Source organism: Streptomyces sp. NPDC020597 (genome assembly GCF_044335095.1).
Lineage (GTDB): Bacteria > Actinomycetota > Actinomycetes > Streptomycetales > Streptomycetaceae > Streptomyces.
On record NZ_JBIRUL010000006.1, the window covers coordinates 171342 to 197786 of the forward strand.

Consider the following 26445-nt stretch of genomic DNA (forward strand, 5'->3'; position numbering starts at 1 on the left):
TAATCCGTGAAAAAGCTCTCCGCACGACGACGCCATCCGCTGGCGGCGCTCGTCGTCCTAGTCCTCTCGCTGGCGTGCACAGGGTGGCTGTTCTCCGCGCTCGCGCCCGCGAGCAAGGCGCAGGCAGACGACACCGCCCAGTCCCTCGCCATCGACGAGGGCAAGAAGCTCTATGCCGTCGGCTGCGCCAGCTGCCACGGCACCGGCGGTCAGGGCAGCTCCGACGGTCCGAGCCTGGTCGGCGTGGGCGCCGCGGCCGTCGACTTCCAGGTCGGCACCGGCCGCATGCCGGCGGCGACCTCCCAGGGCCCGCAGGTGGTGAAGAAGAAGAACATCTACTCGCAGGCCGAGATCGACCAGCTCGCCGCGTACATCGCCTCGCTGGGCTCCGGCCCGTCGGTCCCGACCGAGGCCGAGTACGGCCCGGAGGGCGCGGACATCGCCAAGGGCGGCGACCTGTTCCGCACCAACTGCGCGCAGTGCCACAACTTCACCGGCAAGGGCGGCGCCCTGACGAAGGGCAAGTTCGCTCCGACCCTCGAGGACGTGGACCCGAAGCACGTCTACGAGGCGATGCAGACCGGCCCGCAGAACATGCCCTCCTTCCCCGACACCACCCTGTCGGAGCAGAACAAGAAGGACATCATCGCGTACCTGCACGCGGTCAACAGCAGCGACACCGACAACCCCGGTGGTCTGGAGCTGGGCGGCCTCGGGCCGGTCAGCGAGGGTCTGTTCGCCTGGATCTTCGGACTCGGCGCCCTGATCGCGGTCGCCGTCTGGGTCGCCGCTCGGACCGCAAAGGCCAAGAAGTCATGAGTAGCCAAGACATTCCAGAAGAGAACCTGCCCGTAGAGCAGGGCCACGCGCACGGCGCGGTGGACGTCGCGGACGAGCGGAACCCGTTCGCCGACCCCGGTCTGCCGCCCCACGAGCACCGCGTCCAGGACATCGACGAGCGGGCCGCCAAGCGGTCCGAGCGTGCGGTCGCCTTCCTGTTCACGCTGTCGATGCTCGCCACGGTCGGCTTCATCGCCTCGTACGTGGCGATCCCCGCCGACAAGTCGATCTTCGTGTTCCCGATCGGCCACCTCAGCGCGCTGAACTTCGCGCTGGGTCTGACGCTGGGCACGGCGCTGTTCACCATCGGCGCCGGCGCGGTCCACTGGGCCCGCACCCTGATGTCGGACGTGGAGGTCGCCGACGAGCGCCACCCGATCGCCGCGAGCCCCGAGGTCCGCGCCAAGGTCCACGCGGACTTCCGGCAGGGCGCCAAGGAGTCCGCGTTCGGCCGCCGCAAGCTGATCCGCAACACGCTGTTCGGCGCGGTCGCCCTGGTGCCGCTCTCCGGAGTCGTGCTGCTGCGCGACCTCGGCCCGCTGCCCGAGGACAAGCTGCGGCACACGCTGTGGGCCAAGGGCAAGCTGCTCGTCAACATGAACACGAACGAGCCGCTGCGTCCCTCGGACGTGGCCGTCGGTTCTCTCACCTTCGCCAAGCCCGAGGGCCTGGAGGAGCACGACGAGGACTTCCAGAACGAGATCGCCAAGGCGGCCCTGATGATCGTCCGGCTCCAGCCGGAGAACATCAAGGACAAGCGCGAGCTCGAGTGGTCGCACGACGGCATCGTGGCGTACTCGAAGATCTGCACCCACGTCGGTTGCCCGATCTCCCTGTACGAGCAGCAGACGCACCACGTGCTGTGCCCCTGCCACCAGTCCACCTTCGACCTCTCCGACGGCGCCCGAGTGATCTTCGGTCCCGCCGGTCACGCCCTGCCGCAGCTGCGCATCGGCGTGAACGACGAGGGCTACCTCGAGGCGCGCGGCGACTTCGAGGAGCCCGTCGGTCCTGCTTTCTGGGAGCGCGGATGAGCACCACAGAGAACCACGAGAGCAACGAGTCCCGCGCACGCGGGAAGGCTCCGGCCGGCGAGCGGATCGCCGACTGGGCCGACGGCCGGCTCGGGATCTACTCCCTCGCCAAGGCCAACATGCGCAAGATCTTCCCCGACCACTGGTCGTTCATGCTGGGCGAAGTGTGCATGTACAGCTTCATCATCATCATCCTGACGGGTGTGTACCTGACGCTGTTCTTCCACCCGTCGATGAACGAGGTGGAGTACCACGGCAGTTACGTCCCGCTCCAGGGACAGCTGATGTCCGAGGCGTTCAACTCGACCCTGCACATCTCCTTCGACGTGCGCGGCGGTCTGCTCATCCGGCAGATCCACCACTGGGCGGCGCTGATCTTCCTCGCCGGCATGTTCGTGCACATGATGCGCGTGTTCTTCACGGGTGCGTTCCGCAAGCCGCGTGAGGTCAACTGGCTGTTCGGCTTCCTGCTGTTCGTCCTCGGCATGTTCACCGGTTTCACCGGTTACTCGCTCCCGGACGACCTGCTCTCCGGCACCGGTGTCCGCTTCACGCAGGGCGCGATCCTGTCGATGCCGGTCGTCGGCACGTACATCTCGTTCTTCCTCTTCGGCGGCGAGTTCCCCGGCCACGACTTCGTGGCGCGGTTCTACTCGATCCACATCCTGCTGCTGCCCGGCATCATGCTGGGCCTGATGGTGGGCCACCTGATCCTGGTCTTCTACCACAAGCACACGCAGTTCGCGGGCCCCGGAAAGAGCAACAAGAACGTCGTCGGCATGCCGCTGCTGCCCGTGTACATGGCGAAGGCCGGAGGCTTCTTCTTCCTGGTCTTCGGCGTCATCGCGGTCATCGCGGCGATCGCGCAGATCAACCCGATCTGGGCGATGGGCCCCTACCGTCCGGACCAGGTGTCGACCGGCGCCCAGCCCGACTGGTACATGGGCTTCGCCGAGGGCCTGATCCGCTTCATGCCGGGCTGGGAGATCAACCTCTGGGGTCACACGCTCGTCCTGGGCGTCTTCATCCCGCTGGTCCTGTTCGGCGTGGTCCTCGCGGCGCTGGCGCTCTACCCGTTCATCGAGTCCTGGATCACCGGCGACAAGCGCGAGCACCACATCCTGGACCGCCCGCGCAACGCCCCGACCCGTACGGCGCTCGGCGTCGCCTGGGTCACGATGTACATGATCACGCTGGTCGGCGGTGGCAACGACCTGTGGGCCACCCACTTCCACCTGTCGATCAACTCGATCACCTGGTTCGTCCGGATCTTCTTCTTCGTCGGACCGGTCCTCGCGTACATCCTCACCAAGCGGATCTGTCTCGGTCTGCAGCGCCGCGACAAGGACAAGGTGCTGCACGGCCGGGAGACCGGCACCATCAAGCGCCTGCCGCACGGTGAGTTCATCGAGATCCACGAGCCGCTCAGCCAGGAGCAGCTGCACACGCTCACGGCGCACGAGCAGTACGAGCCGGCCGCGATCGGCGCCACGGTCGACGACAACGGCGTCGAGCGCAAGGTGACGGGCAAGGAGAAGCTCCGCGCCAAGATCAGCGGAGCGTACTTCGGCGAGGACCAGCAGATCCCGAAGCCCACCGTCGAGGAGTACAAGGAGATCACGAGCGGCCACGGCCACCACTGATCGTCGAGGCGTCGCCACGCCACGGTGTAAGGGCCCCGTCCGGTTGTCGGACGGGGCCCTTTGCCGTGCCCGTCGGCTGGATAGGGTGGGCACACACGTCTTCCACGGCACCCACGGAAGATCCGTACGACACCCAGGAGCGGCTGATGAGCGCTGTGACCCCCGCTGGAGGCGACACCGCGGCGGGCCGTTCCTGGCCCGAGGTGCTGAACGGCCTGCTCTACGGCCGCGACCAGGGTGCGGACGCCACGTTCTGGGCGCTGGACCGGATCATGCGCGGCGAGGCCACCGACGCGCAGATCGCCGGATTCGTGGTGGCGCTGCGGGCCAAGGGCGAGACCGTCGAGGAGATCAACGGGCTGGTCCGGGCGATGTACGAGCACGCCAACCTGATCGAGGTGCCGGGGCCGACCGTGGACATCGTCGGCACGGGCGGCGACGGCGCGAAGACGGTCAACATCTCCACGATGTCGGCGATCGTCGTGGCCGGGGCGGGCGCCACCGTCGTCAAGCACGGCAACCGGGCCGCGTCCTCCGCGTCCGGCGCGTCGGACGTGCTGGAGAAGCTCGGCGTCAACCTCGAACTGACCCCGCGCCGGGTGGCCGAGGTGGCGCAGGAGGCCGGGATCACCTTCTGCTTCGCGATCAAGTTCCATCCGGCGCTGCGTCATGTCGGCGCTGCGCGCGGCCAGTTGGGCATCCGCACGGTGTTCAACATCCTCGGCCCGCTGACCAACCCCGCCAGGGTGCGGGCACAGGCCGTCGGCGTCGCCGATCCGCTCATGGCGCCGGTCGTCGCGGGCGTCTTCGCCGAGCGCGGCAACTCGTCCCTGGTCTTCCGGGGTGACGACGGCCTCGACGAGCTGACCACGACGGCCACCTCCCGGGTCTGGGTGGTGCGCGACGGCAAGGTCACCGAGGAGTCCTTCGACCCGCGCGACGTCGGCCTGGACCTGGTGCCGGTGGAGGCCCTGCGGGGCGGGGACCCCTCGTACAACGCCGAGGTCGCCCGCCGTCTGCTGGAGGGCGAGCGCGGTCCGGTGCGCGACGCCGTGGTGCTGAACTCGGCGGCGGCGCTCGTGGCGCTCGAGCCGGGCGGCGGGACGCTGGCCGAGGAGATCCGGGCCGGCATGGCGCGGGCCGCGGAGTCGCTGGACTCCGGCGCGGCCAAGCGGGCGCTGGAGCGTTGGGTGGCCGCCAGCAACGCCTGACGCCGGTGAGACGCGGTCCCGCCATCCGGACACGGGTTGCGGGACCGTGATCGGCTCGCGTAGGTTCCTGTACCAGGTCATGAGTGACAGTCATGAGGCCCCGGCCGACTGTCCGGCAACCCTCCGTCCGTGGCGGGGTGCCCCGGGTGAAGACCAGGCCGTGGGCAACGAGGTCCACGGCAAGCGCGGATCCCTCGCACTCTTTCGAGTGAGAACGCCAGGGGTCCTGGGTCGTCCGAGGGAGTCTCCTGTGAGCAAGCGAATGCGCTAGGGCGTAGAGCCCCGCCTCCGCACCCCCCTTTCATCTTCCTCCGTGCTCGAGCCATGTCCGCTCGCACGGCGGTTCCCCCTTTCCTCTCACGGGAGTTCGCCATGTCCGTCTCCACCGCTGCCGCCCTCCGCCCTGTTTGTGCCCCCCTGGATGTTCTGGGCCGGGATGTCACCGTTCCGCTCGTCACCGGCGGCGAGGTCGCCTACGCGGCCCTCGACTACGCCGCCAGCGCCCCCGCCCTCCAGCGCGTCTGGGACGACGTCGCCGCCTACGCGCCGTACTACGGCAGCGTGCACCGCGGCGCGGGGTACCTCTCCCAGCTCTCCACGGACCTCTTCGAGAACGCCCGCAGGACCGTCGCCGAGTTCCTCGACTGCCGCCCCGACGACCAGCTGGTCTTCACCCGCTCGACGACGGACTCGCTCAACCTGCTGGCACGCGCCCTGCCCGCCGACTGCCAGGTCTTCGTCTTCGAGACCGAGCACCACGCCGCGCTGCTGCCCTGGCAGGACGCCCGGGTCGGCTACCTCGACGCCCCGCGCACCCCGGGCCAGGCAGTGGAGACCCTGGAGCGCGCCCTGGCCGCCCGGGACCCGCACAGCCCGGCGTTGGTCTGCGTCACCGGCGCCTCGAACGTCACCGGTGAGCTGTGGCCGGTGCGCGAGCTGGCGGCGGCTGCGCACGCCCACGGCGCCCGGATCGTCCTCGACGCCGCCCAGCTGGCCCCGCACCACCCGGTGTCGGTGCAGGACCTCGACGTCGACTGGATCGCCTTCTCCGGCCACAAGCTGTACGCCCCCTTCGGCTCCGGCGTGCTGGCCGGCCGCGCGGACTGGCTGGCCGCGGCGGACCCCTATCTCGCGGGCGGCGGCGCCAGCCGCAAGGTCACCCGGCGCGAGGACGGGGGAGTGGACGTGGAGTGGCACGAGAGCGCGGCCCGCCACGAGGCCGGCTCCCCGAACGTGATCGGCGCCTACTCCATCGCGTCGGCCTGCAGGGCCCTCACCGAGGCCGGCTTCGACACCCTGGTGGCACGCGAGCGGCACCTGATCGAGAAGGTGCGCACCGGCCTCGCGGAGGTCCCGGAGGTGCGGATCCTGTCCCTCTTCGGCGACGACGCGCCGCGCGTCGGCGTGATCTCCTTCGTCGTCGAGGGCTGGAACAGCTCCCACCTCGCCGCGGCCCTGTCCGCCGAGTACGGCATCGGCGTCCGCGACGGCCTCTTCTGCGCCCACCCCCTGGTCCGCACCCTCCTGGGCGGCGCCCCCGAGGCGCAGGGCGAGTGCGGCGCCCCCGACGCGGCTCCGGGCGAGAGGTCCCTCAACGCCATCCGGGTGAGCTTCGGCGCGGGCACCCCCGACGAGCACGTCGAACGCTTCGTGACCGCGGTCCGCGAGCTGGTGACCGAGGGAGCGAAGTGGCGGTACCGCACGGAGAACGGCCGCTGCGTCCCCGCACTGAACTGACCCCTGCCCACCACCCGCCCAGCCACATGGAACCGTCACGCGCCCACGCCCCGCAGGCTTCCCCTCGCGGGGCGCCGCGGGGGACGGCTCGTTCGGCTCCCCGGCCGGGGCCGTCTCCTTCAGGGGCGCGGGGAACTGCGCGACCAGCCACATCGAACGATCACCCGCCCGCGTCCCCCAGGGCCCCTCGCGGGGCGCCGCGGGAGACGGCTCGTTCGGCTCCCCGGCCGGGTTCGTCTCCTTCAGGGGCGCGGGGAACGGCGCGCCCAGCCACATCGAACGATCACCCGCCCGCGTCCCCCAGGGCCCCTCGCGGGGCGCCGCGGGGGACGGCTCGTTCGGCTCCCCGGCCGGGTTCGTCTCCTTCAGGGGCGCGGGGAACTGCGCGACCACCCGCCCAACCGGCGGAGCCCCCCGCTACGAGTCCAAGCCGATGGCGAACGCCGCTTCGAGGTCGTGCTGCGAGTACGTGCGGAACGCGACGTGGGTGTCCGTCCCCTCGACTCCGGGGATCTTGCTGATGCTGCCCGGGATGACCTCGGCGAGGTCCTCGTGCTGCTTCACCCGGACCATCGCGATGAGGTCGTAGGTCCCCGTGACGGAGAAGACCTCGCTCACGGACTCCAGCGAGGCGATCCGCTCGGCGATCTCGGGGATCCGGTCCACGCTGGTCTTGATGAGGACGATCGCGGTGATCACGGCTGGTTCTCTCCCTCGGAGGCCGGAGCTGGGGCGGCCTTCACTCTAGCCGCCCGCCCGTCGCCCGCCGCCGCCCTGCCCGGGCGGTCCGTGGGGCCTTTCCCGATCCCGAAACGGGCCCACGCGTAGAGGAGCCCGAGGCCGAAACCCACCAGGTGCGCCAGATACGCCACCCCCGGACCCCTGGGCGCCTGTCCCGCCGCCGCCCACTGCAGGGCCGCCCAGAAGGGCAGCAGCACCCAGGCCGGGAAGCGCAGCGGGAGGAAGAACAGGAACGGAAGGAGGCTGGTGACCCGCGCCCGGGGGAAAAGGTACAGAAACGCGCCGAGCACCGCGGAGACCGCTCCGGAGGCGCCGACCAGGGACTGCGACGACCCGGCGTTGGCGGCGGCGTAGCCCAGCAGGGCCAGATAGCCGCAGCCGACGGTGAAGAGCGCGAACTCGGCGCGGCCCATCCGGTCCTCCGTCATCGCCCCGAAGACGTAGAGGAAGAGCATGTTGCCCAGCAGGTGCACCCAGCTGCCGTGGACGAAGAGGGCGGTCGCGGGGGTGAGGACGGCCCGGGGCGCGCCCGTGAAGAGCTCGGCGGGCACCACGCCCCAGCGCCGGAAGTAGGCCCGCTGGGCGGCCGCGAGCTCGTCGCCGGCCCCGTACGCCGGATCGAGGCCCGAGGCGGGGCTGATCAGGAAGATCAGACAGCACAGGGCGATCAGTCCGTAGGTCACCGGCGCCGAGGGGTTCCTGAGCGCCCTGCCGACCGCCCTGTTCCCGTTCCAGTTGCTGATCATGGGTACAGAGCATGACGTAACGGGACGCACGTGCCCGGAGCGCCTCGCCGCCGGTCGGCCCCCGTGGACGGACGGGCGGAGGGTACCCGCCAGGCCGTAGGGTTACGAGCCACACGCACGGGGGAGCCTCCGGCCCGACCCGGCACAGCGAGCACGACACCAGAAGGAAGTGGAAAGTCACGATGACGGTTCCCCTGCCGACCGCCGCCACGCGGTGGCGCTGCACTCTCTGCGGCAACCTCACGCGGTTCGACGTGACGCGCTCGTCGAAGGTCGTCGAGTACGTGCACCTGGACCTCGCGGGCGAGCCGAAGGTCGAGGAGCGCGAGGTGGTCAGTGAGACCATCGAGTCGGTGCGTTGTCGCTGGTGCAACGCCGTGGACCAGGTGGAACTCGTGGATCGGCCGGGCGCCGGTTCCTGACGACGGGGTCCCCCCGCTCGAGCGACGTCGAGAGTGGGGGCGGGCTCCCACAGTATTGGGGTGTGACGGATGGTGGAGAGCGCAGGCGGGGGGCCGGGCGACGGCGCCGCCGAGATGCTCGACCGTCCGCTGCCGGACGGCGTGCGGCGCAGGGTCGTCACGATCGTCTCCGACGGCTTCGGCGGACTGACCGTCGGTGAACTGCCCGCCCAGTTGCGTCAGTACGCCCGTTTCGCGCCCAACCGGCGCGCCAAGTTCGCGGGCAACGCGATGGCGGCCGCGCTGGAGACCGATTCGCTGTTCAGGCAGCGCATCGCCGAGAAGTTCAGAGAGGCCCAGCCGGAACTGTCCGGCGCCCTCGACTCCGGTGCCCCCACCCCGGCCGCGGACCCGCTCGACGTGGCGGCCGCGGCCTATGTTCTGCGGCCCGTCGGCTGGGTGAAGCTGGTGGCGTCGGCCGGCGAGGAGGCCCAGCGGGCCGACGCCGAGCGGGCCGACGAGGAGAGCCGCGCCGAACTGGAGCGGCTGCGCGAGGAGCTCGAGCGGGCGCGTGAGCAGACCCGGGCGGACACCGAGCGGCTGCGCGCCGAGCTGGACGCGGCGAAGAAGGAGACGGAGTCGCTGCACCGCAAGCTGCGGTCGGCGCTCAGTGACGTCAAGCGCGGTGAGGCAGCCCTGCGCAAGGTGCAGAGCGAGATGGAGACCGTGCGCGCCGAGGGGCACACCCAGGTGTCCGCCGCGGAGAGCGAGTCACGTCGGCTGAAGGCGCGCCTGGGTGAGGCCGAGGCCGCTCTGGAGGCCGCCCGGCGCGCGGCCCGCGAGGGCCGCAGCGTCGAGGACATGCGGGTGCGGCTGCTGCTGGACACCGTGCTCGACGCCGCTCAGGGGCTGCGGCGCGAGCTGGCGCTGCCGCCGGTGTCGGTGCGGCCGGCGGAGACCGTCGACGCGGTCGAACCGGGACGAATGACCCCGAAGGACATCGCCGCACGGGCCTTGTCGGAGCACGATCCGGCCATTCTCGACCAGTTGCTCGCACTGCCGCAGGCGCATCTCGTGGTCGACGGCTACAACGTCACCAAGACCGGCTATCCGCAGATGCCGTTGGAGAAGCAGCGGCTGCGGCTCCTCGGCCAGCTCTCGCAACTCGCCGCGCAGACCGGCGCGGAGGTCACCTGTGTCTTCGACGGCGCCGAACTCGTCGCTCCGGTGCTGCTCGCCCCGCCGCGCGGGGTGCGGGTGCTGTTCTCCAAGCCGGGCGTCACGGCCGACGAGCTGATCCGGCAGCTGGTGCGGGCAGAGCCGCCCGGCCGGCCGGTCATCGTCGCCTCGACCGACCGCGAGGTCGCCGACGGCATCGCGAAGGCGGGCGCCCGGCCGGTGGCTTCCGCGGTGCTTCTGAAGCGACTGTCCTGAGAAGGTGGAAAATGCGGGCCCAATGACCGAATTGGCGGAATCGTCACGCAACGTAGCGTCAATCGGTCAATCACTGCACGTGAGTTGTGTGAAAAAACTGCGTTGCGTGATGGGTTTTTTCTGCCGGGGGATTTGAACTGATCACGGAGAGGTCACTAAGGTCTGGTGATCGAACCTCCAAACGGGTGATCACTCAAAAGAAGGAGCCCGTCTCCGTGGCGTCCCATCGTCGACCGAAGCAGCCGAGTCGCGCGCGCGTGACCGTGCTGACCACCGCAGCCGCCGCTGCCGTCGTGCTGAGTTCACAGGCCGCCAACGCGGCCCCCAGCGAGAAGCTCGGCAAGGACGAGGTCAAGAGCAAGGTCGACAAGCTCTACGAAGAGGCGGAGCAGGCCACCGAGACGTACAACGGGGCCAAGGAGAAGCAGGAGAAGCTCCAGAAGGAGATCTCCACCATCCAGGACAACGTCGCCCGCGGTCAGGCGGACCTCAACGAGCTGCGCGACTCCATGGGCCTGGCGGCCGCGGCCCAGTACCGCACCGGCTCCATCGACCCCTCCCTGCAGCTGCTCCTGTCCTCGAACCCGGACGACTACCTGGACAAGGCGTCCGCCGCCGACCAGCTCAGCGCCCAGCAGGTCGAGGCGCTGAAGAAGATCCAGGAGAAGCAGCGCGAACTCGCCCAGGAGCGCAGCGAGGCGTCCGCCAAGCTCAAGGACCTCGCCACCACCCGCACCGAACTGGGCAAGAAGAAGAAGGAAGTCCAGGGGAAGCTGGCCGAGGCGCAGAAGCTCCTCAACACGCTGACCGCCAAGGAGAAGGCGGCCCTGTCCGCCGCCGACGCCCGCGCCAGCCGCGACGCCGGCCAGCGGGTCGACCTCGGCGACACCCCGCCCGGCTCCGGCTTCGCCATGGCCGCCTTCCGGGCCGCCCAGACCCAGCTCGGCAAGCCGTACCAGTACGGCGCCACCGGCACCGCCACCTACGACTGCTCGGGCCTGACCTCCTGGGCCTACGCCCAGGCGGGCGTCCACATCTCGCGCATCTCGCAGGACCAGGCCAACGACGGCACGCGCATCTACAGCAAGTCCGACCTCAAGGTCGGCGACCTGGTCATCTTCTACGGCGACCTGCACCACGTCGGCCTCTACGCGGGCAACGGCCAGGTGCTGCACGCCCCGCGCACCAACACCGTCGTGCGCTACGAGTCGATCAACAACATGCCCTTCCAGTTCGGCGTCAGGATCTGATCGTCCTCAAGATCAGGACACCACGCCGCCCGAACGGGCGAATCGTGGCGACCCGAAGTGACCCCGCGCCCCGCCGGTGACCTGCGTCAGCGGCGGGGCGTCACTGTGCGTGCCCGCCGAGGTCTTTGGCCGACCCCCCGTCGCGGGGCTACTGTCTGCCGCGTTCTGTCCGCCGGTGGAAGGAGCGCGGCTTCCCGTGGGGTCCCATCGTCGCCTTGCACAGTCCGGGTTCGACCGGGGCGCCTGCAGCGCCCTGAGCGTGCTGTCCGTCGCGGCAGCCGCACTCGGCGCCGTCTCCGCCGTACCGGCCACGGCCGCGCCGCACGACGACACCCGTGCCGAGGTGGACCGTCTCTACACGGAGGCCGAGAAGGCCACCGAGGCCTTCAACGAGGCCGGTGAGCGCGCCGACGCCCTGCGGAAGCAGGTCGGCCTGGCACAGGACCACATCGCCCGCCAGCAGGAGCGCGTCAACGGCATGCGCGAGGAGCTCGGTTCGCTGGCCGGCGCCCAGTACCGCTCCGGCGGCCTCGACCCCTCGTTGGCGCTGCTGTTCTCCGACGACCCCGAGGAATACCTCGCCAAGGCGTCCGTCCTCGACCGCATCACCGCCCGTCAGGCCGGCGAACTGCGCACCCTGCAGGGCGCGCTGCGCGAGCTCACCCAGGAGCGCTCCGAGGCCGCCCGCAAGCTCGCCGAGCTGGAGAAGAGCCGCAAGGCGGTCACCCGGCACAAGCAGACCGTGGAGCAGAAACTCGCCAGGGCGCGGCAGTTGCTCAACTCGCTGCCGTCCGACGAGCGCGCCGCCTACGAGCGGGCCTCCCGGTCCGGCCGCGACGGCCTGCCGGACCTCACCGGGGCCGTCCCGGCGTCGGGGCGGGCGGCCGCCGCCGTGGCCGCGGTGCGCTCGGCGCTCGGCAAGCCGTACATCTGGGGCGCCAACGGCCCCTCCGGGTTCGACTGCTCGGGTCTCATGCAGTGGTCGTACGCACAGGCCGGCGTCTCGCTGCCGCGCACCTCGCAGGCCCAGGCGCACGCCGGACGCCGGGTGCCGCTCTCCCAGGCGCAGCCCGGCGACATCGTCACCTACCGCTCCGACGCCAGTCATGTCGGCATGTACGTCGGCAACGGGCAGGTCATCCACGCCCCCTACCCGGGCGCGCCGGTGCGCTACGACCCGGTCGGGATGATGCCGGTGTCGTCCGTCACCAGGCCCTGACCGGGTCCCGCGCGCCGCTGCCGCCGTACGATCGGGAGAATGGCTGGTCGAAGGCGGGCGCGCGGCGCCGGGGTGCGCGGGCTCTGTCTGCTGCTGGCCCCGCTGTTCGTCGGGCTGGTCGCCTGCGGCGGGCGCGCCGGACCGGACGGTGCGCGGGCCGACGTCCAGCGGGTCCTCGACCGGCGGGCCGCGGCGGTCCTCGGCCATGACCCGCGCGCCTACGCGGCCACCGGGACCGCGACCGGGTACGCCGCGCTGCGGGCCGTGCCGCTGGCGACCTGGTCGTACCGGGTGGCGGCGCTGCACCGGGCCGGGGACGCCGCCACCGCCGACGCCGAGCTGAGCTACCGGGTGGCGGGCTACGACCGGGCGCCGGTGACCGTGGGCCGCACCCTGCGCCTGGCCCGCGACGGCTCCGGGCGGTGGTCGGTGGTTTCGGAGAAGCCCGCCGCCAGGACCGCCCAGCAGCTCTGGGACCAGGGCGCGGTACGGGTCGTGCGGGGCGCCCACAGCCTGGTGCTGGGGGTCGGTCAGACCGACGAGCGGCTGCGGGCCTTCGCCGGACTGGCCGACGACGCCGTCCCGGCGGTCTCGGCCGCGTGGGGCACCGACTGGGCCGGGCGTGTCGTCGTCCTCGTGCCGAAGTCGCTGGACGGCATGGCGGCGCTGCTCGGCTCACCGCCCTCCTCCTACCGGGGGATAGCCGCGGTCACGACCGGCGAGACGGGCGGCGGAGCCAAGGCCCCCGCGGACCGGGTCATCGTCAATCCCGACGCGTACGCCATGCTCGGCCGGGTCGGCCGGCAGGTGGTCCTCACGCACGAGACGACGCACGTCGCGACCCGCGCCCACACCAACGCCGCCACCCCGCTGTGGCTGTCCGAGGGGTACGCCGACTGGGTCGGCTACCGCGACACCGGCCGCACGCCCGCCGAGGCGGCGCCGGAACTCCAGCGCGCCGTCGCCGAGGGGAGGGCGCCGGCGGCGCTGCCCGCCGACGGCGACTTCGGCTTCTCCGGCGACACCGAGCGGCTGGCCACGGCCTACGAGGGCGGCTGGCTGGCCTGCCGCATGATCGCCGACCGGTGGGGCGAGGTGAGAATGGACGCCTTCTACCGGGCGGTGGGGGAGCACGGGAAGCGGCCGGGCGCGGTGGAGGGCGCCCTGCGCGACGTGCTCGGGGTCACCTTGGCGCAGTTCACGGCGGACTGGCAGGGCTATCTGAAGTCGCAGCTCGGCTGACCCGCGTCGGACCGGCGGGACTGCGGATCGGCGGGACTGCTGGCCGCCGGGACTGCGGATCAGTGGGACTGCGGGCCGGCGGGACTGCCCGCGGGGCCGGTTCGGCCCGGTCCGCGGCGAAGCGGCGCGGTCACCCGGGGTCCGGGCGGGTCAGTTCCGCGATCGCCTCGTGCAGCCAGTCCCGCTCCGCCCGGCCCGTGGCCCGCGCGACGCGCAGCATGCCCTGCCGGAACAGGTCGTGCGCCTGTTCCGCCCGGACGGGCTCGCCGTCGTCGTAGAAGAAGCTCGTCGGCGTCTGCAGGAAGTCCAGGCGGCGCTGCAGGACGGCGGCCTGTTCCCGGCGGTCGGGCAGGTGCCGCAGGAACGCCAGGACGGTGTTGAAGCGGACCTGGTCGGTGATCTCGGCCTGTTTCGGCCGCCGCAGGCGTTCCAGCAGGTCTGCGCGGCCCTGCTCGGTGAGGGTCAGGACCCGGCGGGGGGCCGCGCTCGCGCCGTCCTCGGTGTGCTGGTCGAGCGTGCCGGCGGCGACGAGCCGGTTGATCGCCGGGTAGAGGGCGCCGTCGCTGACCGGGCGGACGTGGCCGGTCAGGGCCTTGATGCGCTCCTTCAACTCGTACCCGTGCAGGGGCTCCTCGGCGAGGAACCCGAGGATCGACAGCTCGAGCATGACACTCCTTGCGGTCTCGGCGTCCCCATGTTACCTCTTATCGAGCTACCTCGATTAGAGGTATCCGACATCTCGATCAGGGTCGCGCGCCGGGGCGGCCCGTCCCAGGGGGGATCCGTCATGGACAGCCATCGCAGACGACTCGTCTCGCTCGCCCACCCCGTCTACCTGTCCCTGCTGTCCTCCGTGGCCGCCGGGATCATCAACACGTTCTGGGTGTCCCGCCTCGGCGGGCCGGCGGTCGCCGCCGTCGCGGTCGCGACCAACGCCGAGAACGTGCTGCTCGGCGTCGCGCTGGTGTTCGCCTCGGGGACGACGGTGCTGGTCGCGCATGCCCGAGGGGCGCGGGACCCGGCGGCGGTGCGCGCGGCGGTCCGGGGCGGCTGGGCGCTGTGCGCGGCGATCACCCCCGTGGTCGCGGCCGGCGGCTTCCTGCTGCGCGAGCCGCTGTCCCGGCTGGTCCTCGGCGGGGACGGCGGCCCGGCCCTCCCGCTCGCCGTCTCCTACTTCGCCGTCTCGATGCCGGGCATCGCCGTCTTCTTCGCCCAGCAGCTCGTGGACGGCATCCTCAAGGGCGCGGGCGACACCAGGACCCCGATGCGACTGGCCCTGCTGGCGAACGGCCTCATCCTGCTCTGCGACCCGCTGTTCATCCACCTGTACGGCGTCCCGGGCGCCGCCGCCTCCACGGTGGCGTGCCGGGCCGTCGCCCTCGTGACCGGGCTGCTCGCCCTGCGCCGCGCCCCCCTGCCGAGGGAGGCCGCCGGCGCCCCGCCCGCCCTCGGCGTCGCCGCCTCCCTGCGGCGGACGCTGACCACCGGGCTGCCCATGTCGGCGGACTTCACCGTGCGGCAGGCCGGAACGCTGGCCCTGGTGGCGGTCGTGGCGAGGCTCGGAGTGACGGCGGTTGCCGCCTACGCGATCGCCTACAAGGTCCTGTACGTGGCGACCATGGCGTTCTACGCGGTCCGCCAGGCGGCGTCCATCCACACCGCGCACACGCTGGGCGCGGCCGGAACGCCGGCCCTGCGCCCGGGAGCGGCCGCGACCGCGCGGGTGCGGCGGGCGATCGGGTTGCAGGCGGTGCTCGTCTCGGGCTGCGCGGGTCTCGCGGCCGCCCTGGCGCTGAGCGCGACGGCGCCCGTCGTCATGGCCGCCTTCGGCTCCGGCCCCGCGGTGGCCCACCAGGGGGTGGTCTTCCTGCGCTGCATCGGGCCCTACCTCCTGCTCATGGGCGGATTCATCGCTCTGGGCGGGGTCTTCGAGGGGAGCGGCGGTGCGCCCGTGCTGCTGCGGGTGACCGTGCTGGGCGCCGCCGTCCAGCTGCCGCTGGCGTACGGGCTCTCGGATTGGGGGCTGCCCGGGGTGTGCCTGGCCCTGACGCTCGGGATGGCGGTGCAGTGCGCGGCGGTGGCCGCGGTGCTGCGGCGGGCGTGGCGGCCGGGTCAGGAGGAGACGTTGCGCTCGCCGGCGCGGGCCGTCTGACCGCCGGGGCCGCCGGGCACGGGCGTCGGCGCCGTCGAGCGCCACAGACGTACCGCTGCGGTGAGGGCGGCGGCCACCAGCAGCCCGTTGCGCAGGACCATCAGGCAGACGCCGAGGAGGGTGCTCGCGACGACGTCCTCGAACAGGACCGGGAACTCCAGCACCGTCACCGCCGCGGCAGCCAGGACCAGGCCGGCCGGAAGGGTCATCCGGCTGTCGCGGAAGCACAGGCAGACCGCCGCGAGGCCGATCAGCCACACCAGGTACTGCGGACTGATCACCCGGCTGGTGACGGTGAACAGCAGTACCGCCGTGAAGGCCGCCTCGGCGAGCGGACGCGGTCCGAGGCGCCTCGCGGTCAGCCGGCTCCGCCACCGCCACAGCAGCAGCCAGCCCGACGCGAGCACCGTGAGTCCCAGTGCCGCGTCGTTCACCACGCCCACGTACGGGCCGCCGAACTCCAGGGAGCCGTAGCGGAACAGCACCTCGCCCTGCCAGCCGAACCGCCGGGCGACATGGAAGACGAGAGCGCCCACGGACTCCACCTCGGTGCCCCGGTCGCGCTGGAAGGCGAGGAATCCGAAGGCGCCGGGCATGGCCAGCGCGAACAGGGCGGACAGCGCGAGGGCCGTCACCGCCGCCGCGCCCCAGGCCCGCCTGCGCACGGCGCCCGCCAGCAGCAGCACCGGCCAGACCTTGAGCAGCGCCGCGAAGCCCGTCAGCGCACCCATCACCGCGGGGCGCCGCACACCCGCCACCAGCGCGCCGACCGCGACCGCCGTCACCATCACGTCGTAGCGGGAGTACAGGGTGGGGCCGAGCAGCGCGGCGCCCGCCGTCCACAGCCAGGCGCCGCGCAGCGACCGGCCGGGGCGCAGGCCCGTGTGCAGCAGGAGCATGAGGACGGCGAGGTCGGCGAGGAAGGCCAGCACGAAGAACGCCGACGCGTAGTCGAGGAAGGGCAGCAGGCCCGGGGAGAGGATCGCGAGCGCGGCGGCGGGCGGGTACTGCCAGGTGACGTCGGCCGCCGGGAACGCGCCGCCGCGCAAGCCCTCGTACCAGTCCCGGTAGGTGGCCCAGACGTCGCTGGTGACGTCCGGCCCCGGGAATCCGAGCACGTGGAAGACGAAGAGCAGCAGGACGAGCCGGGTCGTCCCCCAGGTCGTCAGCAGGCCCGTCAGGGGCCGTCCCGTGTCCGTCATCTCCACCCGGAGCCGTCCGTTCCTGTCCGCCCGCCCGTTCCGGTCGGCGCGCTTGTCGCTCCTTCGCCCGGCCGCTCGGGCCGCCGTGAGCGCCATGATCCCCCCGCCGGCTGTGAAGCGCGGCCGGACGCGGCGGTGAACAGCGTTTGGATAAGGTCGGCTGCGATGCACAAGACCCTGATCGTGACGAACGACTTCCCGCCCCGCCCGGGCGGCATCCAGGCGTTCCTGCACAACATGGCGCTCCGCCTCGACCCCGACCGCCTCGTCGTCCACGCCTCCACCTGGAAGCGCTCCCGGGAGGGCGTCGAGGCGACGGCCGCCTTCGACGCCGAGCAGCCCTTCACCGTCGTCCGGGACTCCACGACCATGCTGCTGCCGACGCCCGGGGCGACCCGGCGCGCCGCCGCTCTGCTGCGCGAGCACGGCTGCACCTCGGTCTGGTTCGGGGCGGCCGCGCCGCTCGGGCTGATGGCGCCGGCGCTGCGCAGGGCGGGCGCCGAGCGGCTGGTGGCCACCACGCACGGGCACGAGGCCGGGTGGGCCCAGCTGCCCGCGGCCCGGCAGCTGCTCGGCCGGATCGGCGAGACCACGGACACGATCACCTACCTGGGCGAGTACACCCGTTCGCGGATCGCGACGGCGCTGAGTGCCGAGGCGGCCGCACGGATGACGCAGCTGCCGCCGGGCGTCGACGAGAAGACCTTCCATCCGGGCTCGGGCGGCGACGAGGTCCGCGCGCGGCTCGGGCTGACCGACCGGCCGGTGGTGGTGTGCGTCTCGCGGCTGGTGCCGCGCAAGGGCCAGGACACGCTGATCCTGGCCATGCCCCGGATCCTGGCCGCGCAGCCGGACGCCGTGCTGCTGATCGTCGGGGGCGGCCCGTACGAGAAGGACCTGCGCCGGCTCGCGAGCGAGACGGGAGTCGCGGGCTCGGTCCGCTTCACCGGCTCCGTGCCGTGGTCCGAGCTGCCCGCCCACTACGGCGCCGGGGACGTCTTCGCGATGCCGTGCCGGACGCGGCGGGGCGGCCTCGACGTCGAGGGCCTCGGCATCGTCTATCTGGAGGCCTCGGCTACCGGACTGCCCGTCGTCGCCGGCGACTCCGGGGGCGCGCCCGACGCGGTGCTCGACGGGGAGACGGGCTGGGTCGTGCGCGGCGGCTCGCCGGAGGAGGCCGCCGAACGGATCGTCGTCCTGCTCGGGGACGCCGAGCTGCGCCGCCGGATGGGGGAGCGCGGGCGGCAGTGGGTGGAGGAGCGGTGGCGCTGGGACCTGCTGGCGGAGAAACTGCGCACGCTGCTCGCCGAGCCTTCCTAGAGGGCGTCCGCGCTCGTCGAGCCCTCCTGGGGCATGTTCGTGCGCGTCGAACCTTCCTGGAGCACGTCCGCGCTCGCCGAACTTCCCGGGGGCACGTTCGCGAAGCCCCCCGGCGCGGCCGCTGTGCGGACCCGTCCCGGAGCGTTCCCTTCGGCCCGCGTCTGCTCGGTTTTTTCCGACCTGTCCCATCTTTGCCCTCCGCACCCCTAGCCGGACGGCGGAAATCCGCTGATGCTGCGCACATGACAGCCAAACTGATGCAGCGTCAGCTGACGAGACGTCAAATCCTTGGTATGGCCGCCCTGCAGACGGCGGCCACCCTCGGCTTCACCCGCGTGGGCCTGCAGTCGGCCCGCGCCGACGAGCCCGCGGCGGTCGAATCCGCCCCGGCGATCATCGTCGGCTCCGGTTACGGCGCCGCGGTCGCCGCCCTCCGTCTGGGCCAGGCGGGCATCCGCACCCTCGTCCTCGAGATGGGCCGGCTGTGGAACACGGCCGGCCCCGACGGCAACGTGTTCTGCAACACCGCCTCCCCCGACCAGCGGTCCATGTGGTTCCGCACCCGCACCGAGGCGCCGCTCGCCACCTTCCTGTGGCTGGACCTCGTCAACAGGGACATCACCCGCTACCCCGGCGTCCTGGACCGCGTGCACTTCGACGCCATGTCCGTCTTCGTGGGCCGGGGGGTCGGGGGCGGCTCCCTGGTCAACGGCTCGATGGCGGTCACCCCGCCGCAGTCCTACTTCGCCGAGCAGTTCCCCACCGTGGACGCGACGGAGATGTACGCGACGTACTACCCGCGCGCCCGCACCATGCTCGGCGTCAACACCGTGGACCCCGCGTGGTTCGAGTCGACGGAGTGGTACCGGTTCAGCAGGGTCTCCCGCAAGCACGCGGCGAAAGCCGGACTGAGGACCACGTTCGTGCCCAGCGTCTACGACTTCGACTACATGCAGCGCGAGGCCGCGGGCACCGCCGTGAAGTCCGCGCTAGGCCAGGAGGTCATCTACGGCAACAACCACGGCAAGCGCAGCCTCGACAAGACGTACCTGGCGTCCGCGCTCGGCACCGGCAACGTCACGATCCACACCATGGAGAAGGTGCGCGCGGTCAGCCGGGCGAACGACGGGACGTACGTCCTGACCGCCGACCGCATCGACGACACGGGCCGGATCGTCGAGACCAAGCAGTACGGCTGCACCTACCTCTTCCTGGGCGCAGGCAGCCTCGGCACCAGCGAACTCCTCGTCCGCGCCCGGGAGACGGGCACCCTGCCCGCGCTGAACGCGAGCGTCGGGGCGGGCTGGGGAACCAACGGCAACGTGATGCTCGGCCGGGCCAACCACCTGTGGGACACCGTCGGGGCCAATCAGTCGACCATGCCGGTCATGGGCATCGACGACTGGGCGAACACCGCCAACCCCGTCTTCGCCGAGATCGCCCCGCTGCCCACGGGGCTGGAGCACTGGGTGAGCCTCTACCTCGCGATCACCAAGAACCCGCAGCGGGCCTCCTTCACGTACGACGCCGCGTCCGGCGGGGTGAAGCTCGGCTGGAGCGCCGCGCAGAGCGCGGTCTCGGTGGCCATGGCGAAGAAACTGTTCGACCGGATCAACGCGGCGAACGCCACGATCTACCGATACGACCTGTTCGGCACGTCCAACAAGGTCTTCGCCGACGACTTCACCTACCACCCGCTCGGCGGCTGCGTGCTGGGGAAGGCGACCGACGACTACGGCCGGGTGAAGGGCTACTCGAAGCTGTACGTCACCGACGGCTCGCTGGTGCCCGGCAACATCGGGGTGAACCCGTTCGTCACCATCACCGCGCTCGCCGAACGCACGATGGCGCGGGTCCTCGTCGAGGACACCGCGCCATGACGCTCCATCAGGAGGTGCGCCGAACAGGTCACTTGGCGTAGATCGCCTCGATCTCGCCCGCGTAGTCCTTCGCCACCACGTTGCGCTTGAGCTTCAGCGACGGCGTGAGGTGGCCCGAGTCCTCCGTGAACTGGGAGGAGAGAATGCGGAACTTCCGCACCGATTCCGCTTTCGAGACCGCGGCGTTGCCGTCGTCGATCGCCGACTGGACGGCGGCCTGAAGGTCGGCGTCGTCGCGCAGCGACGCCGCGGTCGAGCCCGCCGGCTTGCCGTGATCGGAGGCCCAACGGCCCAGGAACTCCTCGTCGATGGTGACCAGCGCGCCCACGAACGGCCGCCCGTCGCCCACCACCATGCACTCCGCGACCAGCGCGTGCGCGCGGATGCGGTCCTCGATCACGGCCGGGGCGACGTTCTTGCCGCCCGCGGTGACGATGATCTCCTTCTTGCGGCCGGTGATCGCGAGGTAGCCGTCCTCGTCCAGGGTGCCGATGTCACCCGTGTGGAACCAGCCGTCGGCCAGTGCCTCCGCGGTCGCGCCCGGGTTGTTCCAGTACTCCTTGAACAGGTGCTCGCCGTGCAGCAGCACCTCGCCGTCGTCCGCGATCCGCACGACCGAGCCGGGCAGCGGCTGGCCGACCGTGCCGATCTTCTGCCGGTCCCACGGGTTGAAGGCCGTCGCGGCGCAGGACTCCGTGAGGCCGTAGCCCTCCAGGACGGTGAACCCGATGCCGCGGAAGAAGTGACCGAGGCGCTCGCCCAGCGGGGCGCCGCCGGAGATCGCGTACTCGCCGCGGCCGCCGAGCACCGCACGCAGCTTGCTGTAGACCAGCTTGTCGAAGACCTTGTGCTTGATCTTCAGTTTCAGCGGCGGCCCGGCCGGCAGTTCCAGCGCCTTGCTGTAGGCGATCGCGGTGTCCGCGGCCTTGTCGAAGATCGCGCCCTTGCCGTCCGCCTGCGCCTTGGCGCGCGCCGAGTTGTAGACCTTCTCGAAGACCCGCGGCACGCCGAGGATCAGCGTCGGCCGGAAGGACGCCAGCTCGTCGGTGAGGTTCTTGATGTCCGGGACGGTGCCCAGCTTGATCGGCGCCATCATCGGGGCGATCTGCACCAGCCGGCCGAAGACGTGCGCGAGCGGCAGGAAGAGCAGGACGCTGCACTCGCCGGTGCGGAACAGCGGCCGCAGCCGCTCCACGACGTTCCCGCACTCGGCGAAGAAGCTGCGGTGGGTGAGCACACAGCCCTTGGGTCGGCCGGTCGTGCCGGAGGTGTAGACGATCGTCGCCGGGTCGTCGGCCCTGGCCTGCGAGCTGCGCTCCTCGACGACCTCGTCGGAGACGTCCCTGCCGAGCCGCCCGAGCTCCTCGACGCCGCCCGCCTCGATCTGCCAGACGTGCTTCAGCGCCGGCAGCGACTCGCGCACCGACTCCACGGCAGCCGCGTGGGCGTCCAGCTCGACGACGACGGCGGTGGCGCCCGAGTCGGAGAGGATCCACTGCACCTGCTCCGGGGAGCTGGTCTCGTACACCGGGACGGTGACCCCGCCCGCGCACCAGATCGCGAAGTCGAGCAGCGTCCACTCGTAGCGGGTGCGCGACATCAGGCCGACCCGGTCGCCGGGCTGGACGCCGGAGGCGATGAGGCCCTTGGCGGCGGCGTGCACCTCGGCCAGGAAGGCCGTGGCCGTCACGTCCTGCCAGGCGCCGCCCGACTTGCGGGCGATGACGGCGACGTCGGGATGCTGCGCGGCGTTTCTGCGGACGATGTCGGTCAGATTGCCGTCCGCAGGGACCTCGTACAAAGCCGGAAGGCTGAACTCGCGCAAGACTGCTGCTCCTCATAGGGCGCCGGCGCCACGACGTTGTGCGATGCGACGATGCGGTCCATGGCTCGGGCGTGCGCTCAGGTGTCTCGGCGGGATCTCCGTGGCCGGAATCCCGTGGTTGAAAACCTGAGCACGACTGGACTGCCCGGACGTTACCCGCCGGTATGGCCTCTTCGACAGGGGGGTCCCGCGAGATGTTCGCTGCGTCACACAGATTGGTGTCTCCCGGGCGACACTAGTCCACCACTTTACTGACTGGCCAGTAACCGGTATCCGGGCCGCCACTGTTCACGTATGCCACACACGCCTACCCTTGATCGTCATGGCATCCACACCGCCCGGGAACCGCCGGACACGCATCCACGTGGTCAGCGACGTGCACGGCAACGCGCGCGACCTGGCCCGGGCCGGAGAGGGCGCGGACGCGCTGATCTGTCTCGGCGACCTCGTCCTGTTCCTGGACTACGCCGACCACTCCCGCGGAATCTTCCCCGACCTCTTCGGCGTGGAGAACGCCGACCGTCTCGTCGAGCTGCGCACCGCCCGCCGCTTCGAGGAGGCCCGCGAACTCGGCGGCCGGCTGTGGGCCGGCGTCGGCGGCGACCGGGCCGCTCTGATCGAGAAGGCGGTCCGCAAACAGTACGGCGAGATGTTCCCCGCGTTCCCGACCCCGACCTACGCCACCTACGGCAACGTCGACATGCCGCAGCTGTGGCCCGAGTTCGCCGGACCCGGCACGACCGTCCTCGACGGGCAGCGGGCGGAGATCGGCGGCCGCGTCTTCGGCTTCGTGGGCGGCGGCCTGAGGACGCCGATGCGCACCCCCTACGAGATCAGCGACGAGGAGTACGCCGCCAAGATCGAGGCCGTCGGCGAGGTGGACGTGCTGTGCACCCACATCCCGCCGGAGGTGCCGGAACTCGTCTACGACACCGTCGCCCGCCGCTTCGAACGGGGCAGCCGCGCCCTGCTCGACGCCATCCGCCGCACCCGCCCCCGCTACTCCCTGTTCGGCCACGTCCACCAGCCGCTCGCCCGCCGGATGCGGATCGGGGCCACCGAGTGCGTGAACGTCGGCCACTTCGCGGGCAGCGGGAAGCCCTGGGCCCTGGAGTGGTGAACTCGCCCGGCGGACCGCGCGGTAGCCTTCACGCTGCACCCACGTACCTTTACGGGCCCGTATCCCAAGGAGCCACGGCGATGGCGGAACACACCAGCTCGAGCATCACGATCGAGGCGGCACCGGCCGACGTCATGGCGGTGATCGCCGACTTCGCCCGCTACCCGGACTGGACCGGAGAGGTGAAGCAGGCCGAGGTCCTCAAGGAGGACGGGCAGGGCCGCGCCGAACAGGTCCGCCTGGTCATGGACGCCGGCGCGATCAAGGACGACCAGGTCCTCGGCTACACCTGGACCGGCGAGCACGAGGTGTCCTGGACGCTGGTGAAGTCCCAGATGCTGCGCCAGCTCGACGGCACCTACCTCCTCAAGCCGGCCGGCGCCGGCGGCACCCAGGTCACCTACCGGCTGACCGTGGACGTCAAGATCCCCATGCTGGGCATGATCAAGCGCAAGGCGGAGAAGGTCATCATCGACCGTGCGCTGGCGGGCCTGAAGAAGCGCGTGGAGTCGGGCGGGAAGTAGCCGCTCCTCCTTCGGGCACGTTCCCGGCGGCCCTGACCGGCGGCCGAGGACGAGGCCCCTGAAGGGCCGGGGCGAGGCCCTGGGGCGCAGCCCCCGGGGCGCCACGACGGGTACCGTTCCCCACCATGCGCACCCTCCTGATCACCGGCCCCGGCGGCAGCGGCCGTACGACGATCGCGGCCGCCACCGCACACCACGCAGCCGCCGGAGGGGCCCGCACCCTCGTCCTCAGCGCCGACCGCTCCGACACCCTCGGCGCGGCGCTCGGGACGCCGACCGGGACGAGCCCCGTACGGGTCGCCCCCCGCCTCACCGCCTGGCGTCCCGACGCGGCCGCCGGCTTCCGCGACGACCTCACCGGCTTCCAGGACCGCGCCTCCACCCTCCTCGACCTGGTCGGGGCCTCCCGGCTCGACGCGGAGGAGGTCACCCCGCTGCCCGGCGCCGAGGAACTGACCCTGCTGCGCGCGCTGCGCGACGCCGCCCTCGCCGAGGCCCACGACCTCCTCGTCGTCGATCTGCCGCCCGCCCCGCAGGCCCTCGCCCTGCTGGCCCTCCCGGAGGAGCTGCGCCGCTACCTGCGCCGGCTGCTCCCGCCCGAACGCCAGGCCGCCCGCGCCCTGCGCCCCATGCTCGGCCGGCTCGCCGGCGTGCCGATGCCCGCCGAGCAGCTGTACGAGACGACCGCACGCTGGGACCTGGAACTGGCCGCCGTCGAGGCCGTCCTCGCCGACCGCCGCACCGCCGTCCGGCTGGTCGCCGAGCCCGGGCCGGCCGGCGTCGACGCCGTCCGCGACGCCCGCCTGGGTCTCGCCCTGCGCGGCCTGCCGGTGGAAGCGCTCGTCGCCAACCGGGTGCTGCCCGAGGAGGCGGCGCACACAGGACCGTTCACCGGGATCGCCGCCCAGCAGCACAAGGCCCTCGGCGAGTGGTCCGGCGCCGCGACCGTCGCCCACCTCGGTCACGACCCCCGGGGGGCCGAGGACCTCGCCGCCCTCGCCGTGCCCGCCGTCAACCCGGCGGCCTCCCCGGTCGAGTGGCCCGTCGTCGACCGGCTCGCCCAGGACGGCGTGCTCGTCTGGCACATCCCGCTGCCCGGCGCCATACGCGAGGAACTCGACCTCGTCCGGCGCGGCGACGAACTCGTCGTCAGCGCCGGAGCGTTCCGCCGCATCGTCGCGCTGCCCTCCGTGCTGCGCCGCTGCGGGGTCGACGGCGCCGCCCTGCGCGACGGGGAACTGTGCGTGCGGTTCGCCCCGGATCCCGGACTGTGGCCGCGCGGACAGTGAACGGGATACCGCCGTTCGGGTAACGTCGGAGTGACGAGCCGCAGTCCGGCGCCGTCCACCAGGAGTCGTCAGGAGTCCGCCATGAGCGAAGAGCGCCCCACGCCCGACGCCGCAGGGCAGCCCACCGGGACCGGGTCCGGCGACGTCCCGCCCCGCCCGAGCGACGCCGACGCCTGGGCGACCGCCGCCGCCGAGGACCTGGCGGCGGAGAAGGCCCGCCGCCGCGCCGAGTACGGCCCGCCGCAGGGCTCGGCCGCCGAGGAGCTGCGCAAGCTCCTCGACGCCGTCGGCGACAAGCTGTCCTCCCTGCAGTCCCCGCTGCTCACGGCGGTGGCCGGACCCGCCGCCCAGCAGGTCGTCCGCCAGGTCGTCCAGCAGGCCAAGGCCGCCGTGGAGCCCGTGATCGAGCGCAACCCGCAGGTCTTCGACCACCTCGCGGCGGCCGGCACCGAACTGCTCGCCGCCTACCGCTCCGCGGTCCAGACCCAGGAAGGCCGCTGGACGGCCGGGGCGAACGACCCGCGCGACGAGCCGCCCGGCCCGGGGCGCGACGACGGCGAGGGCACCGGTCCCGGCCAGCGCATCGACTTGGACTGAAGCCCTTCGACGGCAGGGCCTCGGGTACGGTTGACCGTAGCGGGGCTCGACCGAACTGAGGGATTCATGGGACTCACCATCGGCGTCGACATCGGCGGCACGAAGATCGCGGCCGGCGTGGTCGACGAGGAAGGCAACATCCTCTCGACCCACCAGGTGCCGACCCCGGGCACCCCCGAGGGCATCGTGGACGCCATCGCCGCCGCCGTCGAGGGCGCGCGCGTGGGGCACGCCATCGTCGGTGTGGGCATCGGCGCGGCCGGTTATGTCAACCGCCAGCGGTCGACGGTCTACTTCGCGCCCAACATCGACTGGCGCCAGGAGCCGCTGAAGGACAAGGTCGAGGCCCGCGTGGGTCTCCCCGTCGTCGTGGAGAACGACGCCAACGCCGCCGCCTGGGGCGAGTACAAGTTCGGCGCCGGCAAGGGCCACCGCAACGTCATCTGCATCACCCTCGGCACCGGCCTCGGCGGCGGCATCATCATCGGCAACAAGCTGCGCCGGGGCCACTTCGGCGTGGCCGCCGAGTTCGGCCACATCCGGATGGTGCCGGACGGCCTGCTGTGCGGCTGCGGCTCGCAGGGCTGCTGGGAGCAGTACGCCTCCGGCCGCGCACTCGTGCGCTACGCCAAGCAGCGCGCCAACGCCACCCCCGAGCGCGCCGAGGTGCTGCTCGGGCTCGGCGACGGCAGCCCCGACGGCATCGAGGGCAAGCACATCTCCATGGCCGCCCGCCAGGGCGATCCCGTCGCCGTGGACTCCTACCGCGAGCTCGCCCGCTGGGCCGGCGCCGGCCTCGCCGACCTCGCCTCGCTCTTCGACCCGTCCGCTTTCATCGTCGGCGGCGGTCTCTCGGACGAGGGCGACCTGGTCCTCGACCCGATCCGCAAGTCGTACAAGCGCTGGCTGGTCGGCGGCAACTGGCGGCCGGTGGCCGACGTCATCGCGGCGCAGCTCGGCAACAAGGCGGGGCTGGTCGGCGCGGCGGACCTGGCGAGGGAGCCCGACCCGATCATGTAGGGGTACGGCGCGTCTGCG

Annotated in this window: 23 protein-coding genes and 1 riboswitch; of the genes, 18 read left to right on the forward strand and 5 right to left on the reverse strand. The window is 72.0% G+C overall.

The annotated features are described in order from the left end of the window. The first annotated feature begins 6 nt into the window (after positions 1 to 6). The 5 genes from ACH4ZA_RS13255 to ACH4ZA_RS13275 all read left to right on the forward strand — a co-directional run bounded on the left by ACH4ZA_RS13255 (position 7) and on the right by ACH4ZA_RS13275 (position 6465). Positions 7 to 819, forward strand: coding sequence for a c-type cytochrome (locus tag ACH4ZA_RS13255; RefSeq protein WP_319278871.1), 813 nt, complete (start codon positions 7 to 9; stop codon positions 817 to 819). Beyond that, the gene (locus ACH4ZA_RS13260; RefSeq protein ID WP_319278870.1) at positions 816 to 1874 is read left to right on the forward strand and encodes a Rieske 2Fe-2S domain-containing protein; all 1059 of its coding nucleotides are present in this window, start codon (positions 816 to 818) and stop codon (positions 1872 to 1874) included. Before ACH4ZA_RS13255 ends, ACH4ZA_RS13260 begins: the two co-directional genes overlap by 4 nt. Then, complete coding sequence (locus ACH4ZA_RS13265) at positions 1871 to 3517, forward strand: cytochrome bc complex cytochrome b subunit (protein WP_319278869.1); 1647 nt, start codon at positions 1871 to 1873, stop codon at positions 3515 to 3517. The genes ACH4ZA_RS13260 and ACH4ZA_RS13265 overlap by 4 nt, the downstream gene beginning before the upstream one ends. Positions 3518 to 3663: 146 nt before the next feature. Further along, positions 3664 to 4728: an anthranilate phosphoribosyltransferase gene (gene trpD, locus ACH4ZA_RS13270; protein WP_319278868.1), complete on the forward strand. Its 1065-nt coding sequence runs from the start codon at positions 3664 to 3666 to the stop codon at positions 4726 to 4728. 75 nt (positions 4729 to 4803) lie between these two features. Continuing rightward, a riboswitch (SAM riboswitch) is annotated at positions 4804 to 4920 on the forward strand. 180 nt (positions 4921 to 5100) lie between these two features. After that, positions 5101 to 6465 (forward strand): aminotransferase class V-fold PLP-dependent enzyme, encoded by a 1365-nt coding sequence (locus ACH4ZA_RS13275; protein WP_398429403.1) that lies wholly within the window; start codon positions 5101 to 5103, stop codon positions 6463 to 6465. Between the two features lie 417 nt (positions 6466 to 6882). On the opposite strand, the gene ACH4ZA_RS13280 is transcribed toward ACH4ZA_RS13275, so the two are convergent. Next, on the reverse strand, positions 6883 to 7164 hold the full coding sequence (locus ACH4ZA_RS13280; RefSeq protein ID WP_057579946.1) for an Lrp/AsnC family transcriptional regulator: 282 nt from the start codon (positions 7162 to 7164) through the stop codon (positions 6883 to 6885). Next, the gene (locus tag ACH4ZA_RS13285; RefSeq protein ID WP_398429404.1) at positions 7161 to 7952 is read right to left on the reverse strand and encodes a rhomboid family intramembrane serine protease; all 792 of its coding nucleotides are present in this window, start codon (positions 7950 to 7952) and stop codon (positions 7161 to 7163) included. Before ACH4ZA_RS13285 ends, ACH4ZA_RS13280 begins: the two co-directional genes overlap by 4 nt. A gap of 182 nt (positions 7953 to 8134) precedes the next feature. Between ACH4ZA_RS13285 and ACH4ZA_RS13290 the strand changes: the two genes are divergently transcribed. The 5 genes from ACH4ZA_RS13290 (at position 8135) to ACH4ZA_RS13310 (ending at position 13498) form a co-directional block, all read left to right on the forward strand. Further along, positions 8135 to 8374: a hypothetical protein gene (locus tag ACH4ZA_RS13290; RefSeq protein WP_020129990.1), complete on the forward strand. Its 240-nt coding sequence runs from the start codon at positions 8135 to 8137 to the stop codon at positions 8372 to 8374. Positions 8375 to 8443: 69 nt separating this feature from the next. Further along, a complete protein-coding gene (locus ACH4ZA_RS13295) occupies positions 8444 to 9787 on the forward strand; it encodes an NYN domain-containing protein (RefSeq protein WP_319278865.1) in 1344 nt (447 codons plus the stop codon). 215 nt (positions 9788 to 10002) lie between these two features. Beyond that, positions 10003 to 11037 carry an NlpC/P60 family protein gene (locus ACH4ZA_RS13300; protein WP_319278864.1) on the forward strand — a complete coding sequence of 345 codons (1035 nt, stop codon included), beginning with the start codon at positions 10003 to 10005 and terminating at the stop codon, positions 11035 to 11037. Positions 11038 to 11233: 196 nt separating this feature from the next. Then, on the forward strand, positions 11234 to 12256 hold the full coding sequence (locus ACH4ZA_RS13305) for an NlpC/P60 family protein (RefSeq protein WP_319278863.1): 1023 nt from the start codon (positions 11234 to 11236) through the stop codon (positions 12254 to 12256). Between the two features lie 39 nt (positions 12257 to 12295). Further along, the gene (locus ACH4ZA_RS13310; RefSeq protein ID WP_319278861.1) at positions 12296 to 13498 is read left to right on the forward strand and encodes a hypothetical protein; all 1203 of its coding nucleotides are present in this window, start codon (positions 12296 to 12298) and stop codon (positions 13496 to 13498) included. A gap of 130 nt (positions 13499 to 13628) precedes the next feature. Here the strand turns inward: ACH4ZA_RS13310 and ACH4ZA_RS13315 are convergent, their stop codons facing one another. Beyond that, positions 13629 to 14165, reverse strand: coding sequence for a PadR family transcriptional regulator (locus ACH4ZA_RS13315; RefSeq protein WP_398429405.1), 537 nt, complete (start codon positions 14163 to 14165; stop codon positions 13629 to 13631). 120 nt (positions 14166 to 14285) lie between these two features. On the opposite strand from ACH4ZA_RS13315, the gene ACH4ZA_RS13320 reads away from it, so the two are divergent. After that, positions 14286 to 15650: an MATE family efflux transporter gene (locus tag ACH4ZA_RS13320; protein ID WP_319278859.1), complete on the forward strand. Its 1365-nt coding sequence runs from the start codon at positions 14286 to 14288 to the stop codon at positions 15648 to 15650. On the opposite strand, the gene ACH4ZA_RS13325 is transcribed toward ACH4ZA_RS13320, so the two are convergent. Continuing rightward, a complete protein-coding gene (locus ACH4ZA_RS13325; RefSeq protein WP_398429407.1) occupies positions 15611 to 16858 on the reverse strand; it encodes a glycosyltransferase 87 family protein in 1248 nt (415 codons plus the stop codon). The two genes, ACH4ZA_RS13320 and ACH4ZA_RS13325, sit on opposite strands and share 40 nt — an antisense overlap. A gap of 159 nt (positions 16859 to 17017) precedes the next feature. Here ACH4ZA_RS13325 and ACH4ZA_RS13330 point away from each other — a divergent pair, with 159 nt between their 5' ends. Both ACH4ZA_RS13330 and ACH4ZA_RS13335 read left to right on the forward strand, forming a co-directional pair. Continuing rightward, entirely contained in the window at positions 17018 to 18172 is a 1155-nt protein-coding gene (locus ACH4ZA_RS13330; protein ID WP_319278857.1) for a glycosyltransferase family 4 protein, read from the forward strand. Positions 18173 to 18465: 293 nt separating this feature from the next. Further along, positions 18466 to 20052: a GMC oxidoreductase gene (locus ACH4ZA_RS13335; protein ID WP_319278907.1), complete on the forward strand. Its 1587-nt coding sequence runs from the start codon at positions 18466 to 18468 to the stop codon at positions 20050 to 20052. 28 nt (positions 20053 to 20080) lie between these two features. Here the strand turns inward: ACH4ZA_RS13335 and ACH4ZA_RS13340 are convergent, their stop codons facing one another. Next, on the reverse strand, positions 20081 to 21877 hold the full coding sequence (locus ACH4ZA_RS13340) for an AMP-dependent synthetase/ligase (RefSeq protein WP_319278856.1): 1797 nt from the start codon (positions 21875 to 21877) through the stop codon (positions 20081 to 20083). Between the two features lie 364 nt (positions 21878 to 22241). Between ACH4ZA_RS13340 and ACH4ZA_RS13345 the strand changes: the two genes are divergently transcribed. From ACH4ZA_RS13345 to ACH4ZA_RS13365, 5 genes are all read left to right on the forward strand, one after another. Next, positions 22242 to 22997: a metallophosphoesterase gene (locus ACH4ZA_RS13345; RefSeq protein ID WP_057579968.1), complete on the forward strand. Its 756-nt coding sequence runs from the start codon at positions 22242 to 22244 to the stop codon at positions 22995 to 22997. A gap of 80 nt (positions 22998 to 23077) precedes the next feature. Next, positions 23078 to 23521 (forward strand): SRPBCC family protein, encoded by a 444-nt coding sequence (locus ACH4ZA_RS13350; RefSeq protein WP_398429409.1) that lies wholly within the window; start codon positions 23078 to 23080, stop codon positions 23519 to 23521. Positions 23522 to 23646: 125 nt separating this feature from the next. Further along, positions 23647 to 24810, forward strand: coding sequence for an ArsA family ATPase (locus ACH4ZA_RS13355; protein WP_398429411.1), 1164 nt, complete (start codon positions 23647 to 23649; stop codon positions 24808 to 24810). An 81-nt stretch (positions 24811 to 24891) separates the two neighbouring features. Further along, the gene (locus tag ACH4ZA_RS13360; RefSeq protein WP_319278853.1) at positions 24892 to 25407 is read left to right on the forward strand and encodes a DUF5304 domain-containing protein; all 516 of its coding nucleotides are present in this window, start codon (positions 24892 to 24894) and stop codon (positions 25405 to 25407) included. 66 nt (positions 25408 to 25473) lie between these two features. After that, positions 25474 to 26427: an ROK family glucokinase gene (locus ACH4ZA_RS13365; RefSeq protein WP_319278852.1), complete on the forward strand. Its 954-nt coding sequence runs from the start codon at positions 25474 to 25476 to the stop codon at positions 26425 to 26427. Positions 26428 to 26445 lie beyond the last annotated feature (18 nt).

Excerpts from the sequence above, each read along its gene's own strand:
- ACH4ZA_RS13260 (WP_319278870.1), top strand. The coding sequence starts at position 816 with ATGAGTAGCCAAGACATTCCAGAAGAGAACCTGCCCGTAGAGCAGGGC.
- ACH4ZA_RS13265 (WP_319278869.1), top strand. The coding sequence starts at position 1,871 with ATGAGCACCACAGAGAACCACGAGAGCAACGAGTCCCGCGCACGCGGG.
- trpD (WP_319278868.1), top strand. The coding sequence starts at position 3,664 with ATGAGCGCTGTGACCCCCGCTGGAGGCGACACCGCGGCGGGCCGTTCC.
- ACH4ZA_RS13275 (WP_398429403.1), top strand. The coding sequence starts at position 5,101 with ATGTCCGTCTCCACCGCTGCCGCCCTCCGCCCTGTTTGTGCCCCCCTG.
- ACH4ZA_RS13285 (WP_398429404.1), bottom strand. The coding sequence starts at position 7,952 with ATGATCAGCAACTGGAACGGGAACAGGGCGGTCGGCAGGGCGCTCAGG.
- ACH4ZA_RS13290 (WP_020129990.1), top strand. The coding sequence starts at position 8,135 with ATGACGGTTCCCCTGCCGACCGCCGCCACGCGGTGGCGCTGCACTCTC.
- ACH4ZA_RS13295 (WP_319278865.1), top strand. The coding sequence starts at position 8,444 with ATGGTGGAGAGCGCAGGCGGGGGGCCGGGCGACGGCGCCGCCGAGATG.
- ACH4ZA_RS13310 (WP_319278861.1), top strand. The coding sequence starts at position 12,296 with ATGGCTGGTCGAAGGCGGGCGCGCGGCGCCGGGGTGCGCGGGCTCTGT.
- ACH4ZA_RS13315 (WP_398429405.1), bottom strand. The coding sequence starts at position 14,165 with ATGCTCGAGCTGTCGATCCTCGGGTTCCTCGCCGAGGAGCCCCTGCAC.
- ACH4ZA_RS13320 (WP_319278859.1), top strand. The coding sequence starts at position 14,286 with ATGGACAGCCATCGCAGACGACTCGTCTCGCTCGCCCACCCCGTCTAC.
- ACH4ZA_RS13330 (WP_319278857.1), top strand. The coding sequence starts at position 17,018 with ATGCACAAGACCCTGATCGTGACGAACGACTTCCCGCCCCGCCCGGGC.
- ACH4ZA_RS13335 (WP_319278907.1), top strand. The coding sequence starts at position 18,466 with ATGGCCGCCCTGCAGACGGCGGCCACCCTCGGCTTCACCCGCGTGGGC.
- ACH4ZA_RS13350 (WP_398429409.1), top strand. The coding sequence starts at position 23,078 with ATGGCGGAACACACCAGCTCGAGCATCACGATCGAGGCGGCACCGGCC.
- ACH4ZA_RS13355 (WP_398429411.1), top strand. The coding sequence starts at position 23,647 with ATGCGCACCCTCCTGATCACCGGCCCCGGCGGCAGCGGCCGTACGACG.
- ACH4ZA_RS13360 (WP_319278853.1), top strand. The coding sequence starts at position 24,892 with ATGAGCGAAGAGCGCCCCACGCCCGACGCCGCAGGGCAGCCCACCGGG.
- ACH4ZA_RS13365 (WP_319278852.1), top strand. The coding sequence starts at position 25,474 with ATGGGACTCACCATCGGCGTCGACATCGGCGGCACGAAGATCGCGGCC.